Below are 18,775 nucleotides of genomic sequence, written 5' to 3'. Positions count from 1 at the left end.
AATATAACCCAAGATAAAACACATGATCAAAATGCTATTTCTCAAAAATCACTACTGCACAAGCATAACATTTGTCATCAGTAAGAGAAATGTGCATCTTTAAAATACATAAATTTTCAATTAAAATTGCTGCATTTAAAAAAAAATGTAACATTGGTTTGCCAAATTTATCATTTATTATTTCAAATTGATTATATGCTAACCCATAACTCACACCATAACCAAAAGCCTTGGCCGCCGCTTCTTTTGCAGCAAAACGCTTTGCTAAAAAACGAATTGGAAATTTACTACTCTTATATTTTTGCCACTCTATCTTAGTAAGAATACGACTAGCTAAACGATCACCTGTACGAGCAACTATTAATTTAATACGATTAATTTCAATAATATCAATACCCATTCCATAAATAGTCATTTTTTTTGAGCTTCTAAAATCAAATTTTTCATATCTTTTACTGCTTGGGATAGGCCGCAGAAAATTGATCTACTAATAATAGCATGACCTATATTTAACTCTCTAATGAACGATAATGATGCAATCAATCCCACATTATGATAATCAAGACCATGTCCAGCATTAACTCTAAGACCATGCTTTGAAGCATAAAGCACTCCATTTTTAATACGTTCAAATTCTGAAATACGTTCATATTCATCTATACACCTAGAATAGACACCAGTATGTATTTCTATACAAGAAGCACCTATATCAATAGCGGCAGCAATTTGTTCATAATCTGAATTAATAAATAATGAAGGCTTAATACCGGAGTCACCCAACTTAACAAGTGCTTGACGTAATTTATATTTATTAGAAATTACGTCCAAACCATTTTCAGTAGTAATCTCTTCACGTTTTTCAGGAACTAAACAACAAGAATAAGGCTTTAACTGACAAGCAAAATTCACCATCTCCTCTGTTGCAGACATTTCTAAATTCATAAAAGTTTGTATAGTTTTACGCAACAAATACACATCCCGATCATTAATATGTCTACGATCTTCACGTAAATGCACTGTAATACTATCAGCTCCAGACTGTTCAGCTATAAAAGCTGCCTGAATCGGATCTGGCCAACTTACACCTCGTGCCTGACGAATTGTAGCAACATGATCTATATTTACGCCTAATCTTACAACAGGTTTCATGAGAAAATATCCTGCAAATGCCAAAATCACAACTTAAACAATTTTAAAATAATAAACTGAATAAACCACATAACAAATTGAGTATAATAAATCTATAAAAAACAATAGTAAATATGTTTATATACAAATTTAATTCAAATACTTATTTAGTAGAAAATTATATAAATAACCGTTAAATTTTGCTTATGCCATCTAAAGTATTAGGTACAAAAAACATCGCATCATTACAAAACTCCTCAGGTTTAGTTTTGACCCATAAATTAAGATGAACTTCTGTTTTAAATATATATTCTAAATTTTTTCTAGCAGAAATACCAATCTTTTTTATTTTACAACCTTTTTTGCCAATAAGTATTCTTTTTTGAGAATCACGTTTCACAAAAACAAATACAAAAATTTCATAACCATGTGATGGATATTTAATAAATTGTTCTACATTAATTTTAATAAAATAAGGTAATTCTTTATCTAAAAACCAAAGTAATTTTTCACGTATAACTTCTGAAACTAAAAAACGTTCAGAACAATCAGTAACAAAATCACTATGTACTTGATGTTCAGATACAGGCAAAACATTTTTGATAATATTGATTAACTTAATTAAATCATCAGGATCCTTAGCGCTCATGGGTAAAACATCATAAAAATCCATTAATTTACTAAGAGCTCGTATATAAGGCAATAAAACCTTTTTATCACAAAGCTCATCTATTTTATTAATTAATAACAAAACAGGGAGTTGAAAATTCTGTAATTTTAATTTATCCAATACTATTTGATCTGTATAATTCCAGATTATATTTTCCAATACAAAAATAATTAATGTAGCACTTTGTTTTCTCAAAAAAAAATTCGGATTCCTATTTGATAATTCATGGAATAAATATCTTTTGGAGTTACTAACTATTCCAGGATTATCTTTATAAATAATTTGATATTCTCCCGATGTATAAACTCCAATGATAGGATGCCATGTAGTTCGCAATTTATGTGAAACTATTGATAATTTCTTACCAATTAATTTATTAAACAAAGTGGACTTACCAACATTTGAACGCCCAATTATTTCTACTAAACCACAATAAGTATTTTTTTTAATCATTCAAAATTCTAATATCCTTAACGCTTTGTTTGCTGCATCTTGTTCTGCCTTTTGACGGCTAAAACCATTACCAATAATTGGGTAATTTAAATTTTTAATTTGACAATGTATAGTAAACTTTTGATTATGAGATTCACCGGTGACCTGAATTACTGAATAGACAGGCAATGGTAAATGAAGACCTTGCATAAATTCTTGTAAACAAGTTTTCGGATCTTTATGTTTATTATCTAAATTTATTCTTCTCAAACGTCTATCATACCATTTTAGAATTAACTTTTCTGTTATTTGAATATTACTATCCAAAAAAATACTACCCATCAATGCTTCAATAGCATTAGCTAAAATAGATTCACGCAAAAATCCACCATTTTTTAATTCACCTAACCCTAAACGAAGGTACTGTCCTAAATTAAATTCCTGTGCTATCTCTGCTAAAGTATTTTTTCTTACTAAAGTTGCTCGTATTCTGCTCAGCACACCCTCATCAACATAAGGAAATTTATGATATAAAGCATTAGATATCGCATAACTTAATATGGAATCCCCTAAAAATTCTAATCTTTCATTATGACTTTGACTAGCACTACGATGAGTTAATGCTTGAATCAAAATTTCACGACTATTAAAAATATAACCTATTTTTTCTTGAAGTTTATTAATTAACATATAATTTATATATTTCAAATTATTAATTTAGAAGTAAAATGTTAAATATAATATCCACAAAATTTAAAACTCACTCTAATATGCATGAGCTATAATAATCATATTAATCTCATCTATAGATATAGAATAAACTTAGTTAAAATACTGTTAACACAAGTTAATGAATGGCACCAATACGATGCAATCGTATACCAGTAGGCCATTTATCTTCTTGTTTTTCAAAACTCATCCATATAACTACAGCCTTACCTATTATATTTTTTTCTGGAACAAAACCCCAATAACGACTATCTGCGCTATTATCACGATTATCTCCCATCATAAAATATTTACCTTCAGGGACGTACCATTCACATAAAACATTATCATTATAATTCTTCTTATCATTTATACTTGATCCTTGATTATTAGGTACTGTCATAGTTAGAATATTATAACTAACATTATCTAACGATTCTATACTTTGAATTAATCTAATTCCATTAACCAAAGATTGACCCATAGGCACTCTAAAAAAATTACTACGAATTCCTCCAGAACCAGTAGCATGAAAAACTTGAACAAATTCACTGAATAAAATATTAGTATATACAGCAGGAAACATAAACGAACAAGCAGATTGAACAGCACAATTGGGATAAACAGTAACATGTTTAGTGAATGTATTATAAATAATTTTATCACCTGGCAAACCGATTACTCTTTTAATATAATTTAACTTTGGATTTAACGGATATTTAAAAACTACTATGTCTCCACGTTTAGGCTGCACAATAGAAAACAAGATATTTTGATTAACAGGATTTTTTATACCATACGAAAATTTTTTAACTAAAATAAAATCCCCGATTAAAAGGGTTGGCATCATTGACCCGGACGGTATTTGAAAAGGTTCAAAAAAAAATGAACGAAATACAAATACAAACAACAATACAGGAAATATTTCAACGCTTACTTTTAAAAAATTAGAAAAAAAAACAATTATTCTCTTAATCCAGATATTTCTTTCTTTGTTTGAATCATAAAAATTATAGTATTTTTTTTTGATAAAATAACCAAAATAAGAAAATAACTTCAGGCACTTACAACACCACAAAAAACCTGTAACAAATATAACAATTAATAAAACTAAATAAAATGTATCAATCATAATATCTTTTATAAATATTTAGTATTTGCTATTTTTAATATCAAAAATGGCTGAAAAAACACTCTTTGGCAGTACAATATTACCTAATTTTTTCATATATCTTTTACCTTTTTTTTGTTTTTGTAATAACTTTTTCTTTCTATCTATATCCCCGCCTCCATAACATTTTTCCGTTACATCCTTACGTAATTGTTTAATAGTAGAACTGACAAGAACGCGTTTACCAATAATTGCTTGAATAACAACAACAAATTGTTGACGAGGTATCAATTTCTTCAATTTATTAATCAATTCCCGACAACGATAAACAACAAATTTTCTGTGAATAATTAATGATAATTCATCAATACAAACTTTATTAATTAAAAATTTAACGCATACTATATCCGCAGGAGAAAAACATTTAAACTCATATTCAAAAGAGGCATAACCACGTGATTCGGACTTAATTTGATCAAATAAATTAAGTAATACTTCAATCATAGGTATATCATAAATAAAATTAACATAGTTACCATGATAAGTGATATTTCTTTGTACTCCCCTATTTTTTGCACATATAGATGAGATATTTCCAAAAAATTGTTTAGGCAATAAAATACTACATTCAACAATAGGTTCTCGTATTTCTTTAATATATGGATTGATATGTAACAATTTTGAAGGATTATCTATATAAACTATTTCATCAGAAGTAGTTAAAATTTCATAATTAACTGTAGGAACTGTAATAATGATATTTAGAGCATACTCTCGTTCTAATCGTTCCTTAACAATATCCATATGTAATAAACCAAGAAAACCACATCTAAAACCTCCACCAAAAATTGAAGACACTACAGGTTCATAAGATAAAGAAGCATCATTCAAACTTAATTTGACTAAAGCATCACGAAAAAATTTATAAGAATTTAAATTAAGAGAAAAAATGGTAGCATATACATGAGGTTTTATTTTTTTGAAACTACATAATGATTGTGATGATGGGTGAGAAAACAAAGTTAAAGTATCTCCAACAGGAATATTAGTTATGTCTTTAATCGCACATACCAACCATCCTACTTCACCACAAGATAATACTTTGCAATTAATTTTTTTAGGAGTAAATATACCTAATTGATTAACAAAATAATTTTTTCCTGTACCCATTGATTTGATTTTATCACCTAAACGTAAAATACCATTTTTAACGCAAATCAAACAAACAACTCCTAAATAATTATCAAACCAAGAATCAATAATTAATGCCTGCAATGGATTAGCAATCTTACCCTTTGGAGGGGGAATTTTTAATACTAGATGCTCTAATAATTCTAAAATTCCAAAACCAGTCTTTGCAGAACATAGGATCGCATTTTTATTATCAATATTTAAAATATTCTTTACATCTTGTAATACAAAATCTGGATTAGCTATCGGCAAATCAATTTTATTTAAAACTAAAATAATTTCTAAATTCATAGATTGAGCAACACGAAAATGTGAAATAGTTTGAGCTCCTATTCCCTGAGTTGTATCTATTACCAATAAAACACCTTCACAAGCAGCTAAAGAACGAGAAACTTCGTAAGAAAAATCAACATGCCCAGGAGTATCAATAAAATTTAACTGATAAAGTTCTCCGTTAAAAGATCTATAATGTAAGGTAACACTTTGGGCTTTAATAGTAATACCACGTTCTCTTTCTAACTCCATAGAATCAAGAACCTGAGATCCCATTTCACGATAATCTAAACCACCACAGATTTGAATCAAACGATCCGACAATGTTGATTTTCCATGATCAACATGAGCAATAATAGAAAAATTACGTATATTATTCATTATTAAATTTATTTTATTTAAAGCTCACGAATATTATCTTAATAACTAAATAAAAATTCAATAAATAACACAATTATTAAATTAGTAATTTTAACAAAAAAATAATAATAAGTTCAAATACAAATGCTTATTCAACAAAATAGTATCTTGTATACTATGTAAAATATTAACAACTGTAAATTTGAGAATACCAAACTTCACATACTTTATTAAAACAATGAATGTTTTAATAAATAACATTTTATACTATAATACCAGAAAGTAATGTTGCACGCTTAAATATCAAAATAAAAAATAAGCTGACATCTAAAGTAGTACAATTATCAAATATAATTTCATCTTCAAATACTAGAATAATCAAAAATAATTAAATTTATATAATAATAATTTAAACTAAAATAAAGTATTCTTATTTTATTAAAATTCATATATGCTTTATATTCAATAACTCATGATATGATCATTAAATCTTAAATAATTATTTCTTTTAGATCTACTAATACCTATATGACTAAATGTATTACCTGGGAAAGTTTATTTGAACAAGAAAAAAAACTAATATATTTTCAAAATATTTTTAAATATTTAAAAAAACAAAAATCTGAAGGGAAAACTATTTATCCAGATAAAAAAGATATATTTAACGCATTTCGTTATACTGCCTTTAACAAAATTAAAGTAGTAATAATTGGACAAGATCCTTATCATCAACCAAAACAAGCACATGGTTTTTGCTTCTCCGTGCCACCAGGAATTAACATACCTCCCACGCTTATAAATATATATAAAGAACTCCTATCGGATATTCCTGATTTTAAAATACCTAATCATGGATGTTTACAAAATTGGGCTTTACAAGGAGTGTTCCTACTAAATTGTATCTTAACCGTCGAACAAGGAAAGGCCGGTTCTCATTCTAATTTAGGCTGGGAAATTTTTACAAACAAAGTCGTAAAATTAATTAATTTATATCGCACAAAAACCATATTTCTCCTTTGGGGTGCATATGCAAGAAGAAAAAGAAACATAATCGATCAAAATAAACACTATATCTTAGAAACATCACACCCCTCGCCATTATCAGCTAATTTAGGCTTCTTTGGATGTCAACACTTTTCTAAAACTAATGGATTGTTATCTAAAAATACGTCTAAACCCATAAATTGGCAACTTTAATCTATAATATTATGTTAACTTAAAATTTAAAATTCTATAAACATTACATACGCAACGCCCTAAAATAAAACATATCAAAATAAAATACTTTAAAAAATTCAATAATTAAATATACATATATTTTAAAACAAAATTAAAACATAATACTACTTCCATCATTAGATACATTCTTAATGCCCAAACAACCTAAAGTAACCAAATTTTTATTTAGATACTATAACCATTGCGGGACGAATCAACCTTTCATGAAGACGATAGCCTTTTTGTATAACTGTAATTACCTTATTAGAATCAAATTTATCAGATTCAGAAATAGACATCGCTTGATGCAATTCTGGATCAAACGGGACATTAACATCATCAATAATCTTAATACCAAACTTATACATAACATCTAAAAAAGATTTATAAGTTAATTGAATACCTTTGATAATAGCTGCAAGACTATCATTAGATTTATCTAACATTTCTAATGTACGTTCCAAATTATCAATTACTGGTAAAAGTTCGCTTATAAAAAATTCTAAAGCAAACTTATGAGCTTTTTCTATATTCTGTTCACTACGGCGACGAATATTTTCTATCTCAGCTTGAGCTCTTAACAAAGAATCATGTTCACGCTCTTGTATTTGTAATAATTCTTTTTTTAAGTTTATTATCTTCTCTTTTTGTAGATCCAAAATATCATCTGTGGATTTACAACTCTCTATCATATTTTTATTATCTTTCTCTATATCATTCTTTTGCAAATCAAGATCGTCTAAAACATTTTGATCTTTATTATTCATTATGTATTTCTCCTTAATTTCAGCAATTTATCACTATTTTAGTTATTATGGAGTAAAAAATAAAGGATTCAAGAGATAATAATAAGCTGATAAAATTCACAAAAGCTGCTAAGGGCTACTAACAAAATGAATTATGCTTTCCGCACAATCGGTATTATAGGATGTTCTCAACATCGAAGTAATCTAATAACACACAAAACATTATATAATTGGTTAAAAAAAAGAGGAATATCCGTAATTATAGAAAAAGAAACAGCCTCTTTTCTTAGTATCAAAAAAGTTCAAATTGGAAATTTGACTGACATAGCTAAAAAAGCTGATTTAGCTATTATAATCGGTGGAGATGGTAACATGCTTAGAGCTGCTAATGTATTAGCACATTTTGATATTAAAGTAATTGGAATAAATAGAGGAAATCTTGGATTTTTGACGGATCTAGACCCTCCCTCTGCACTAAAAGAATTAGCACATATCCTAAAAGGAAACTTCTTAAGTGAAAAACGTTTTTTATTAAAAGCAGAAATATATAAACACAATGCATGTAACAAAAGAGTTTTTGCTATGAACGAGGTATTTTTGCATTCAGAAAAAATGTCACATATGATTAAATTTAAAGTATATATAAATAATAATTTTACTTTTGCTCAAAATTCTGACGGCTTAATTATAGCTACCCCAACTGGATCTACTGCATATGCACTATCCGCAGGAGGACCTATACTAAGTCCAACAGTAGACGCCATTATTTTAGTTCCAGTACTACCGCATACACTATCAGCTCGTCCAATTATAATCAATAGTAATGATACTATAAAATTACAGTTCTCTCAATTAAATGAAAATTTAAAAATACATTGTGACAATCAAATTCCAATTTCTATAAATAATAAAAATGAAATTTATATAAAACGTAGTAATTATTATCTTAATTTAATTCATCCTAACAGTTATAATTATTTTAAAAAATTAAACCTCAAATTGGGCTGGTCAAAAAAATAACTCAAAAATTCAAAATTAAAAATTAAAAAACCAAAACTATTTTCTTTAAAATATGCTATTAAATCAAAGAACTTCAAACTTATCTTAGCTTCAATCTATAATAAAACATTGTTATAATACGATAATTTAGTTAGAATAGAAACAATTTATACCATTTATTTAAATTAACTAAAATTTAGAAATGAAAAATAAGAATATTACATTCAAGCTTAAAATAAACACAAATAAACAAATCAAATGATATAAATCAAATATGTATTTTCCAAAATATGTTACTTTAAAAATTACTAAAACTTATTAAATAAAAATTAAATAATGAACATCAATATTGTTTTTAAAAAAATAATAATTCTAATAATTTTATTATCTGGATGCTCAAATTTAATGACAATCATAACTAAACCTGAAATCAATCAAGGCAATTACTTAAATTCACATGATATTAAAAAAATTAAAATAGGACAAAGCAAACAACAAATAATCAATTTATTAGGAAATCCAATATTAACAAATACATTTAACTCAAATAACCTATATTATATTTATTATAAGATAAACAAAAATAATAAAATAATAAAACAAAGTCTCATTCTTTCATTTAATGAAAATAACATTTTAATAAACGTCAACCACAAACAAAACAATAACTAAAATAATACAAAGTACAGTATAACTCAATATTTTAAAAAACTTTACAAAAACTACTAATTAAACTGATAATACCAAAATCCTCCATATAAACCAAACTAATTAAGAACAACACTACAAAAAACACAAAATATAAAAAGGAAATTATCTATCATAAATCACTTCAGCTCTACGTAAGAACGATTCGACAATATCACTAATTTTCTCTTTTAAGAGAAAATTATAAGATACACCAAAAATTTTGGTAGAAAATTCAAATTTAAGATACAACCTTACTATACTATGATCCTTATCCATCGGGGAAAAACACCAATAACCAAATAAATATCTAAAAGGACCAGATACTAATTGCAAAATAATACTCTTATCTTCCGTTATAATATTACGAGTAATTAACACAACACTTATCCCAAATTTACGAATACTCATTTCAGCAATTAACTCACCAAAATACCTTTCTAAAATTTTACTTGAAATACATCCTGTAATAAACTTTGAGTAAGAAGCAATATCATTCACTAGCTCAAACATCTGATCTACTCTATAAGGAACACATAAAGAACGATCAAAAACAAACATATTTTTAAAAATAAACGAAATAATCTGATACAATCATCAACTAGTATTAGAATACACAACTTATTTTAAACATTCAAGATGAAATCATATGTCATACAAAAAAGAAATAAATAATATAATAAGAAACAAAAAAGCTAGATTTAAATATTATATCGAACAAGAAATAGAAGCTGGACTATCATTATTAGGATGGGAAGTTAAATCAGCAAGAAATAAAAACATTGTCATTGATAATGGATATATTACTTTTAAGAATAAAGAAGCTTATCTCTCTGCTGCAAATTTCGGAACATCAGCAAAATATTATAATTCTTCAAGCTCAGAGTATAATTCTCTACGAAATCGCAAAATCTTACTAAAAAAAAACCAACTTTGTTTACTATTCAACAAAATACAATGCAAAGAATACAAAGCAATTCCATTAGATTTATATTGGAAAAATACTTGGTTAAAACTTAATATTGGAATAGTCAAAAGAAAAAAGTATGACAAAAGGAATAAAATTAAAGACAAAGAATGGAAAATAAAAAAACATACATTATAAAATACATTAATAATATTAAATATATTGTTTTTTTTAAAATTTATGTTATCATTGCTTGAATTATGTGGGGTTGACTTGGATTAGACGAAGTATAAATAAGATTTTGAGGTGCATGCCGAGGTAAGGTTGGCCTCGTAAAAAAACCTTAAAGTAAAGTTGCAAATAATGTTAAACATGAACCTGTTGCACTAGCAGCTTAATCAGATAAAACTGAAGGTTCCTTCTCTCTCTGATCTTGTTCTCTTAAGATTAGAAATTTATAAGAAGTTAATCAAAAATTAGAGAAAAGTTATCACATCCCTGAATTGTGGTAATCTTGATTTAATTCAGGGTAAACTGATCGACAGTTTGTTTAGTTTTGCTATCGGTGAAATTCTAACTGAACTAAGCATGTAGGATCCATAAATCCTAGAATTCTTCGGACGCGGGTTCGAATCCCGCCAACTCCAAATGAGTTATTTTCGTTACGTTTACTTTAAAAGCTTGTAATAGATAATATTTAATCCCACTCTCTTTACATTTTCAAATTAAATAAATCTTAAATCAGAATGAAATTCTTATAAAACTCAAGGAAATCAAATGTCATCACATTATAAAAATTCAAAACAAAAACACATCATATATACTAATATAAATCTTTAAACAATTCAAAAATATACTTAACACATGATCCTCCAATTAATAAAAACATTCCCACAAAAAAACCAATTTTTGAACTTTATCCTTAAAAATTGTTCCCTGATAAATTAAAATTTTAGAATCTATTTTTATGACTTATCTATATTTATTTATTGCTATTCTTTCAGAAGTAATAGCTACTGTGTCACTTAAAGCTTCAGCAGGATTCAGTAAATTACTTCCTTCCATTATAGTAATAATTGGTTACATTATATCTTTCATTTTACTTTCATTAGTATTAAAAACTTTACCCATAAGTATTACTTATTCAAGTTGGGCAGGATTAGGGATAGTACTTATTACGATAACAGGTTACATCTTTTATGATCAAAAATTAGATGGATTTGCAATTATAGGAATAGCTTTAATTATAATAGGAATTATACTAATAAATATATTTTCTGAATCTTCCGGTCATTAATGTCGAAATCAAAAATAAAATAAAACTCAAACTTTAAAATAATTAAATATATTCTATTCAACAAAAATAATTATATAAATTAACAACCATAAAATAGAATTCCTTATTCCAGATTAAATATTAGATAATAACTATTTAAAACATAAATTTAATTAATTTTAAATATAATTTTATATTTAAATATAAAGACGAAATAGAAATTTCTTTATTAGCTTGCTATAGATAAAATTAAAATATAAAATAAATTAATTGATTTATTTTTCGTTCATTAATTAATTTAAATAATAAATAATTCTAATCTACTTGATTATTTTAGTTCTTATAATCTGAAATAATTAATCAAAATGTAATAACATAGTAAAATTACAAATAAAATACCAAACAATTTATGTTAAATAAACATCAACAATATCTTATAGAACTGCCAAGAATTAACCAAAAAATAAAAAATATAAAAATATTATATAGCCCCAAAGAATTTTACCATACTTTATTATCTACAATAACTAAAGCTAAAAAACATATCTTTCTTGTTACTTTATACTTAGAACAAGATCAAGGAGGGTATAAAATACTTGAAACTCTATTTCAAATAAAAAAAAACAAACCACAACTAAAAATCGCAATTTTAGTAGATTGGCATAGAGCACAGCGTAGCCGTTTAGGTACAACAACAAACAAAACTAACATTGAATGGTACCGTTACATGTCAAAAACACACCCAAATATTGATATACCAATATACGGGGTACCAATTCACAATCGTGAAGCATTTGGAGTATTACATCTAAAAGGACTTATAATAGACGAACTAGTAATTTACAGCGGAGCAAGTCTCAATAACACATATCTACATCAAAAAGAGAAATATAGATATGACAGATATTATGTTATCAAAAATAAATTATTAGCTAAAACAATGATGGGTTATATTGATCAACAACTTATAAAAGCACCGGCAGTCCACAGATTAGATATACCAAAAAAACTTAATGTCTTAAAAATCAAAAATAAAATAAAACTACTTAGAAAATCATTGAAAAATACATCTTACATGTACCAAAATAAACAATATGATAGAAATAAATTAGCAATAACTCCGCTAGTAGGTTTAGGAAAACAAAATAATCTAAACAAAACAATATATCATTTAATATGTTCAACAAAAACAAAACTAACGTTATGTACTCCATATTTTAATTTACCAAATCCAATATTACATAATTTGATAAACGTATTGAAACAAGGGAAAAAAATAGAACTTATAGTTGGAGATAAAACTGCTAATGATTTTTTTATTCCTGAAAATCAACCATTCAAAATAATTAGCGCACTACCTTATCTATACGAAATAAACTTAAGACATTTTATTAATAAATTTCAATTTTACCTAGATAATGGACAAATGAAGGTAAAATTATGGAAAGATAGCGACAATGGTTTCCATTTAAAAGGCATATGGATAGACAACAAGTACCAATTATTAACAGGCAATAATTTCAATCCAAGAGCATGGAAACTAGATTTAGAAAATGCATTATTAATACATGATCCACAGGAAAAACTCAAGAAACACACAACACATGAATTAAATCTTATACGAACACATACAAAAAATATAAATCATTATACTTTAATACAAGATATCGATGATTATCCAGATAAAATAAGAAAACTAATCATTAGATTACGTCGCATTCACTTTGATTACTTAATAAATAAAATACTTTAAACTATTAAAAATTAAAAAATATCTAAGGTATTGTGAGGTTAAGTTCTCACGGATCATTAGTATCGGTTAGCTCAACATCTCACAATGCTTACACACCCGACCTATCAACGTCATAGTCTTTAACGTTCCTTTAGGAGAAAATGAATATAAAAATCTTTTCTCAGGGAAGACTCATCTTGAGGCAAGCTTCCCGCTTAGATGCTTTCAGCGGTTATCTTTTCCGCATATAGCTACCGGGCAATGCCATTGGCATGACAACCCGAACACCAGAGATGCGTCCACTCCGATCCTCTCGTACTAGGAGCAGCCCCTCTCAATCTTCCAACGCCCACGACAGATAGGGACCGAACTGTCTCACGACGTTCTAAACCCAGCTCGCGTACCACTTTAAATGGCGAACAGCCATACCCTTGGGACCTGCTTCAGCCCCAGGATGTGATGAGCCGACATCGAGGTGCCAAACACCGCCGTCGATACGAACTCTTGGGCGGTATTAGCCTGTTATCCCCGGAGTACCTTTTATCCGTTGAGCGATGGCCCTTCCATTCAGAACCACCGGATCACTAAGACCTGCTTTCGCACCTGCTCGAACCGTCATTCTCGCAGTCAAGCTAGCTTTTGCCTTTGCACTAACCTCACGATATCTGACCGTGATTAGCTAACCTTTGTACTCCTCCGTTACTCTTTAGGAGGAGACCGCCCCAGTCAAACTACCCACCAGACACTGTCCTCAATCCGGATCACGGACCAAAGTTAGAATATCCAATATTAAAGGGTGGTATTTCAAGGACGGCTCCATAAAGACTAGCGTCTTTACTTCACAGCCTCCCACCTATCCTACACATTAACATTCAATATTCAATATCAAGCTATAGTAAAGGTTCACGGGGTCTTTCCGTCTTGCCGCGGGTACACCGCATCTTCACGGCGATTTCAATTTCACTGAGTCTCGGATGGAGACAGTCTGGCCATCATTACGCCATTCGTGCAGGTCGGAACTTACCCGACAAGGAATTTCGCTACCTTAGGACCGTTATAGTTACGGCCGCCGTTTACCGAGGCTTCGATCAAAAGCTTCTCCTCAAGTATAAATATACAATAGGATAACCTTATCAATTAACCTTCCGGCACCGGGCAGGCGTCACACCGTATACTTCCACTTTCGTGTTTGCACAGTGCTGTGTTTTTAATAAACAGTTGCAGCCAGCTGGTATCTTCGACTGACTTCAGCTCCAGAAGTACTTCTTTTACTTACACGTCAGCGTGCCTTCTCCCGAAGTTACGGCACCATTTTGCCTAGTTCCTTCACCCGAGTTTTCTCAAGCGCCTTAGTATTCTCTACCTAACCACCTGTGTCGGTTTAGAGTACGATTAAATATAACCTGAATGCTTAGAGGCTTTTCTTGGAAGCGTAGCATCGATTCCTTCACCAACTTAATGATTCGTCATCACGCCTAAATGTTAAAAAAACGGATTTACCTATTTTTTCCATCTTCACGCTTAAACCGAGATAACCGTCACTCGGCGAACCTAGCTTTCTCCGTCCCCCCTTCGCAGTTATATCTAGTACAGGAATATTAACCTGTTTCCCATCGATTACGCCTTTGGCCTCACCTTAGGGGTCGACTTACCCTGCCCCGATTAACGTTGGACAGGAAACCTTAGTTTTTCGGCGAGTAGGTTTTTCACCTACTTTATCGTTACTTATGTCAGCATTCGCACTTCTGATACCTCCAATATACCTCACGATATATCTTCAATGGCTTACAGAACGCTCCCCTACCCAATAAATATACAAAATTCATATATTATTGTCGCAGCTTCGGCACATGATTTAAGCCCCGTTACATCTTCCGCGCAAGATGACTCGACCAGTGAGCTATTACGCTTTCTTTAAATGATGGCTGCTTCTAAGCCAACATCCTGGCTGTCTATGCCTTCTCACTTCGTTTACCACTTAATCATAATTTAGGGGCCTTAGCTGGCGATCTGGGTTGTTTCCCTTTCCACAACGAATGTTAGCACTCGCTGTGTGTTTCCCATGATTTCATTCTTCGGTATTCGCAGTTTGCATCGGATTGGTAATCTGGGATAGATCCCTTACCGAAACAGAGCTCTACCCCCGAAGATGATTCATAAGACGCTACCTAAATAGCTTTCGGGGAGAACCAGCTATCTCCCGGTTTGATTGGCCTTTCACCCCTAACCACAAATCATCCGCTAATTTTTCAACATTAGTCGGTTCGGTCCTCCAATTGGTGTTACCCAACCTTCAACCTGTTCATGGTTAGATCACCGGGTTTCGGGTCTATATCTTGCAACTTAACGCCCAATTAAGACTCGGTTTCCCTCCGGCTACCTTAAACAGTTAACCTCGCTACAAAATATAAGTCGCTGACCCATTATACAAAAGGTACGCAGTCACATTAAACAATGCTTCTACTGCTTGTACGTATACGGTTTCAGGTTCTATTTCACTCCCCTATCCGGGGTTCTTTTCACCTTTCCCTCACGGTACTAGTTCACTATCGGTCAGTTAGTAGTATTTAGCCTTAGAGGATGGTCCCCCTATCTTCAAACAGGATACCACGTGTCCCATTTTACTCATTGAGTCCACAAATAAACATATTTTCAAATACGGGACTATCACCCTATATTGTTAATCTTTCCAGAATTATTCTTCTAATATGCATACTATACAGACTCTGGGCTACTCCCGGTTCGCTCGCCACTACTAAGGGAATCTCAATTGATTTCTTTTCCTCAGAGTACTAAGATGTTTCAGTTCCTCTGGTTCGCTTCATTAAGCTATGCATTTACTTAATGACGATATAATAAATATATCAGGTTTCCCCATTAGGAAATCGCCGGCTGTTAACGCTTCACAATCAGCTAACCGACGCTTATCGCAGATTAGCACGTCCTTCATCGCCTCTAACTGCCAAGGCATCCGCCGTATACGCTTTAATTACTTAACCCCACAATACCTTAGATATTTTATTTCAAATAATTTTGAACACAAATTCAAAAAAAATCAAATATAAAAACAAAACATACTTCTAGGCTAATATTAACAAAAAATAAAAAACCCCGATAGTACATTTTACCAATTCTATATTACACCAAATTGTTAAAGAACAAAAAAAAGAAAAAGTCAACCTAAATAAATCAGTGTCCGTCCCCTAGGGGATTCGAACCCCTGTTACTGCCATGAAAGGGCAGTGTCCTAAACCACTAGACGAAGGGGACCAAAATTCCCAAACCAAGAACAAACATGAATAAACAAAGGAAAATTAATTTGTTTATTCATAAATCAAAAAAAAAATAACATACTAAACCAATCACATCTAATCACATAGCAATGACAAGATAGCAAACATTTGATAATTAGAATACCAAATACAAACAAATAAATACTATGTAGGTATGCCACAAAATCTATCGTTTAGTAAGGAGGTGATCCAACCACAGGTTCCCCTACGGTTACCTTGTTACGACTTCACCCCAGTCATGAATCACAAAGTGGTAAGCGCCCTCCTCAAATTTAAGGTTAAACTACTCACTTCTTTTGCAACCCACTCCCATGGTGTGACGGGCGGTGTGTACAAGGCCCGGGAACGTATTCACCGTGACATTCTGATACACGATTACTAGCGATTCCGACTTCATAGAGTCGAGTTGCAGACTCCAATCCGGACTTAGACATACTTTATGAGATTTGCTAACTTTTACAAGATTGCTTCTCTTTGTATATGCCATTGTAGCACGTTTGTAGCCCTACTCGTAAGGGCCATGATGACTTGACGTCATCCTCACCTTCCTCCGATTTATCATCGGCAGTCTCCTTTGAGTTCCCGACCTAATCGCTGGCAACAAAGGATAAGGGTTGCGCTCGTTGCGGGACTTAACCCAACATTTCACAACACGAGCTGACGACAGCCATGCAGCACCTGTCTCAGAGCTCCCGAAGGCACCTACATATCTCTACATAGTTCTCTGGATGTCAAGAGTAGGTAAGGTTCTTCGCGTTGCATCGAATTAAACCACATGCTCCACCGCTTGTGCGGGCCCCCGTCAATTCATTTGAGTTTTAACCTTGCGGCCGTACTCCCCAGGCGGTCAATTTAACGCGTTAGCTACGAAAGCCACAGTTCAAAGACCACGACCTTCAAATCGACATCGTTTACGGCGTGGACTACCAGGGTATCTAATCCTGTTTGCTCCCCACGCTTTCGTACCTGAGCGTCAGTTTTTGTCCAGGGGGTCGCCTTCGCCACTGGTATTCCTCCAAATCTCTACGCATTTCACCGCTACACTTGGAATTCTACCCCCCTCTACAAAACTCTAGCTTACCAGTTTCAAATGCAGTTCCCAGGTTAAGCCCGGGGATTTCACATCTGACTTAATAAACCGCCTACGTACTCTTTACGCCCAGTAATTCCGATTAACGCTTGCACCCTCCGTATTACCGCGGCTGCTGGCACGGAGTTAGCCGGTGCTTATTCTATAGGTAACGTCAATTGACAATACTTTTAATATTATCAACTTCTTCCCTATTAAAAGTGTTTTACAACCCGAAGGCCTTCTTCACACACGCGACATAGCTGCATCAGGGTTTCCCCCATTGTGCAATATTCCCCACTGCTGCCTCCCGTAGGAGTCTGGACCGTATCTCAGTTCCAGTGTGGCTGATCATCCTCTCAGACCAGCTAGAGATCGTAGCCTAGGTGAGCCATTACCACACCTACTAGCTAATCCCATCTGGGTTCATCTAATGACGTAAGGCCTTTCTTACAAAAGGTCCCTTACTTTGGTCAAACGACATTATGCGGCATTAGCTACCGTTTCCAATAGTTATTCCCCTTCATTAGGCAGATCCCCAGATTTTACTCACCCGTTCGCCGCTTGCCAGACAAAATAGCCAAAAAAAATAAAACTATTTCCCGTTTGCCGCTCGACTTGCATGTGTTAAGCCTGCCGCCAGCGTTCAATCTGAGCCATGATCAAACTCTTCAATTTAAATTTAAATACTTAATTAATATAGTAACAAAACAAAAATCTATAATTAAGAATTAACAACAATACATATCGACTCAATCTTGAAGCATCCTACATATCTGGATTAATAAATTATTAAAGAGCAAAAAAACAGGAATCGCAAGCGCGAAAACTTCAAGCCTGAAACTCACAAATAAATGTATATTTTACAACTTTAATACTGAAAGTCAAGTATATTAAATTTTTTATATAATAATCCATAAAATCTTACAAAAACACAGATAAAAATCTTAACAAAACTTTAATATTATGTGATAC

Annotated in this window: 14 protein-coding genes, 1 tRNA gene, 2 rRNA genes and 1 other RNA gene; 7 read left to right on the top strand and 11 right to left on the bottom strand. The window is 31.1% G+C overall.

Translation table 11 applies throughout. The features are described from left to right. Positions 1 to 34 precede the first annotated feature (34 nt). From acpS to lepA, 6 genes are all read right to left on the bottom strand, one after another. A complete protein-coding gene (gene acpS, locus GN160_RS02815; protein WP_192380188.1) occupies positions 35 to 415 on the bottom strand; it encodes a holo-ACP synthase in 381 nt (126 codons plus the stop codon). Next, positions 412 to 1,149, bottom strand: coding sequence for a pyridoxine 5'-phosphate synthase (gene pdxJ, locus GN160_RS02810; RefSeq protein ID WP_192380891.1), 738 nt, complete (start codon positions 1,147 to 1,149; stop codon positions 412 to 414). Before pdxJ ends, acpS begins: the two co-directional genes overlap by 4 nt. Positions 1,150 to 1,321: 172 nt before the next feature. Beyond that, entirely contained in the window at positions 1,322 to 2,251 is a 930-nt protein-coding gene (era, locus tag GN160_RS02805) for a GTPase Era (protein ID WP_192380186.1), read from the bottom strand. Continuing rightward, a complete protein-coding gene (gene rnc / locus GN160_RS02800) occupies positions 2,252 to 2,929 on the bottom strand; it encodes a ribonuclease III (protein WP_192380890.1) in 678 nt (225 codons plus the stop codon). Positions 2,930 to 3,077: 148 nt separating this feature from the next. Then, positions 3,078 to 4,070: a signal peptidase I gene (gene lepB, locus GN160_RS02795; protein ID WP_192380184.1), complete on the bottom strand. Its 993-nt coding sequence runs from the start codon at positions 4,068 to 4,070 to the stop codon at positions 3,078 to 3,080. A gap of 18 nt (positions 4,071 to 4,088) precedes the next feature. Then, complete coding sequence (gene lepA, locus GN160_RS02790; RefSeq protein ID WP_192380182.1) at positions 4,089 to 5,894, bottom strand: translation elongation factor 4; 1,806 nt, start codon at positions 5,892 to 5,894, stop codon at positions 4,089 to 4,091. Positions 5,895 to 6,401: 507 nt separating this feature from the next. Here lepA and ung point away from each other — a divergent pair. Continuing rightward, positions 6,402 to 7,070, top strand: coding sequence for a uracil-DNA glycosylase (ung, locus tag GN160_RS02785; RefSeq protein WP_192380180.1), 669 nt, complete (start codon positions 6,402 to 6,404; stop codon positions 7,068 to 7,070). Positions 7,071 to 7,273: 203 nt separating this feature from the next. Here ung and grpE read toward each other — a convergent pair whose 3' ends face one another. Further along, the gene (grpE, locus tag GN160_RS02780; protein WP_192380889.1) at positions 7,274 to 7,861 is read right to left on the bottom strand and encodes a nucleotide exchange factor GrpE; all 588 of its coding nucleotides are present in this window, start codon (positions 7,859 to 7,861) and stop codon (positions 7,274 to 7,276) included. A gap of 123 nt (positions 7,862 to 7,984) precedes the next feature. Here grpE and nadK point away from each other — a divergent pair, with 123 nt between their 5' ends. Next, positions 7,985 to 8,857 carry an NAD(+) kinase gene (gene nadK, locus GN160_RS02775; RefSeq protein WP_192380178.1) on the top strand — a complete coding sequence of 291 codons (873 nt, stop codon included), beginning with the start codon at positions 7,985 to 7,987 and terminating at the stop codon, positions 8,855 to 8,857. A gap of 315 nt (positions 8,858 to 9,172) precedes the next feature. Next, on the top strand, positions 9,173 to 9,508 hold the full coding sequence (bamE, locus tag GN160_RS03300) for an outer membrane protein assembly factor BamE (protein WP_192380176.1): 336 nt from the start codon (positions 9,173 to 9,175) through the stop codon (positions 9,506 to 9,508). A gap of 141 nt (positions 9,509 to 9,649) precedes the next feature. Here the strand turns inward: bamE and GN160_RS02765 are convergent, their stop codons facing one another. Further along, complete coding sequence (locus tag GN160_RS02765) at positions 9,650 to 10,084, bottom strand: SRPBCC family protein (protein ID WP_192380174.1); 435 nt, start codon at positions 10,082 to 10,084, stop codon at positions 9,650 to 9,652. 88 nt (positions 10,085 to 10,172) lie between these two features. Between GN160_RS02765 and smpB the strand changes: the two genes are divergently transcribed. The 4 genes from smpB to pssA all read left to right on the top strand — a co-directional run bounded on the left by smpB (position 10,173) and on the right by pssA (position 13,459). Beyond that, complete coding sequence (smpB, locus tag GN160_RS02760; RefSeq protein ID WP_192380172.1) at positions 10,173 to 10,628, top strand: SsrA-binding protein SmpB; 456 nt, start codon at positions 10,173 to 10,175, stop codon at positions 10,626 to 10,628. Between the two features lie 66 nt (positions 10,629 to 10,694). Beyond that, positions 10,695 to 11,078: a transfer-messenger RNA gene (gene ssrA / locus GN160_RS02755) on the top strand. A gap of 319 nt (positions 11,079 to 11,397) precedes the next feature. Next, a complete protein-coding gene (locus GN160_RS02750) occupies positions 11,398 to 11,727 on the top strand; it encodes a DMT family transporter (RefSeq protein ID WP_192380171.1) in 330 nt (109 codons plus the stop codon). A 388-nt stretch (positions 11,728 to 12,115) separates the two neighbouring features. Continuing rightward, positions 12,116 to 13,459 carry a CDP-diacylglycerol--serine O-phosphatidyltransferase gene (pssA, locus tag GN160_RS02745; RefSeq protein WP_192380169.1) on the top strand — a complete coding sequence of 448 codons (1,344 nt, stop codon included), beginning with the start codon at positions 12,116 to 12,118 and terminating at the stop codon, positions 13,457 to 13,459. A gap of 34 nt (positions 13,460 to 13,493) precedes the next feature. Here pssA and GN160_RS02740 read toward each other — a convergent pair. From GN160_RS02740 to GN160_RS02730, 3 genes are all read right to left on the bottom strand, one after another. Further along, positions 13,494 to 16,437: ribosomal RNA gene (locus tag GN160_RS02740) — 23S ribosomal RNA — on the bottom strand. Between the two features lie 198 nt (positions 16,438 to 16,635). Next, positions 16,636 to 16,708, bottom strand: a tRNA-Glu gene (locus GN160_RS02735). A gap of 200 nt (positions 16,709 to 16,908) precedes the next feature. Next, positions 16,909 to 18,478, bottom strand: a 16S ribosomal RNA gene (locus GN160_RS02730). Together the 16S and 23S rRNA genes with 1 tRNA gene alongside form the textbook arrangement of a ribosomal RNA operon. Positions 18,479 to 18,775 lie beyond the last annotated feature (297 nt).

The organism is Blochmannia endosymbiont of Colobopsis nipponica (genome assembly GCF_014857065.1).
In the GTDB taxonomy this organism is placed as follows: Bacteria; Pseudomonadota; Gammaproteobacteria; order Enterobacterales; family Enterobacteriaceae; genus Blochmanniella.
The sequence above is the reverse complement of the archived record's forward strand: the minus strand, read 5'-3'. Positions and strand labels throughout refer to the sequence as shown.

Excerpts from the sequence above, each read along its gene's own strand:
- bamE (WP_192380176.1), top strand. The coding sequence starts at position 9,173 with ATGAACATCAATATTGTTTTTAAAAAAATAATAATTCTAATAATTTTA.
- pssA (WP_192380169.1), top strand. The coding sequence starts at position 12,116 with ATGTTAAATAAACATCAACAATATCTTATAGAACTGCCAAGAATTAAC.
- acpS (WP_192380188.1), bottom strand. The coding sequence starts at position 415 with ATGACTATTTATGGAATGGGTATTGATATTATTGAAATTAATCGTATT.
- pdxJ (WP_192380891.1), bottom strand. The coding sequence starts at position 1,149 with ATGAAACCTGTTGTAAGATTAGGCGTAAATATAGATCATGTTGCTACA.
- GN160_RS02765 (WP_192380174.1), bottom strand. The coding sequence starts at position 10,084 with ATGTTTGTTTTTGATCGTTCTTTATGTGTTCCTTATAGAGTAGATCAG.
- smpB (WP_192380172.1), top strand. The coding sequence starts at position 10,173 with ATGTCATACAAAAAAGAAATAAATAATATAATAAGAAACAAAAAAGCT.
- era (WP_192380186.1), bottom strand. The coding sequence starts at position 2,251 with ATGATTAAAAAAAATACTTATTGTGGTTTAGTAGAAATAATTGGGCGT.
- GN160_RS02750 (WP_192380171.1), top strand. The coding sequence starts at position 11,398 with ATGACTTATCTATATTTATTTATTGCTATTCTTTCAGAAGTAATAGCT.
- nadK (WP_192380178.1), top strand. The coding sequence starts at position 7,985 with ATGAATTATGCTTTCCGCACAATCGGTATTATAGGATGTTCTCAACAT.
- lepB (WP_192380184.1), bottom strand. The coding sequence starts at position 4,070 with ATGATTGATACATTTTATTTAGTTTTATTAATTGTTATATTTGTTACA.
- ung (WP_192380180.1), top strand. The coding sequence starts at position 6,402 with ATGACTAAATGTATTACCTGGGAAAGTTTATTTGAACAAGAAAAAAAA.
- lepA (WP_192380182.1), bottom strand. The coding sequence starts at position 5,894 with ATGAATAATATACGTAATTTTTCTATTATTGCTCATGTTGATCATGGA.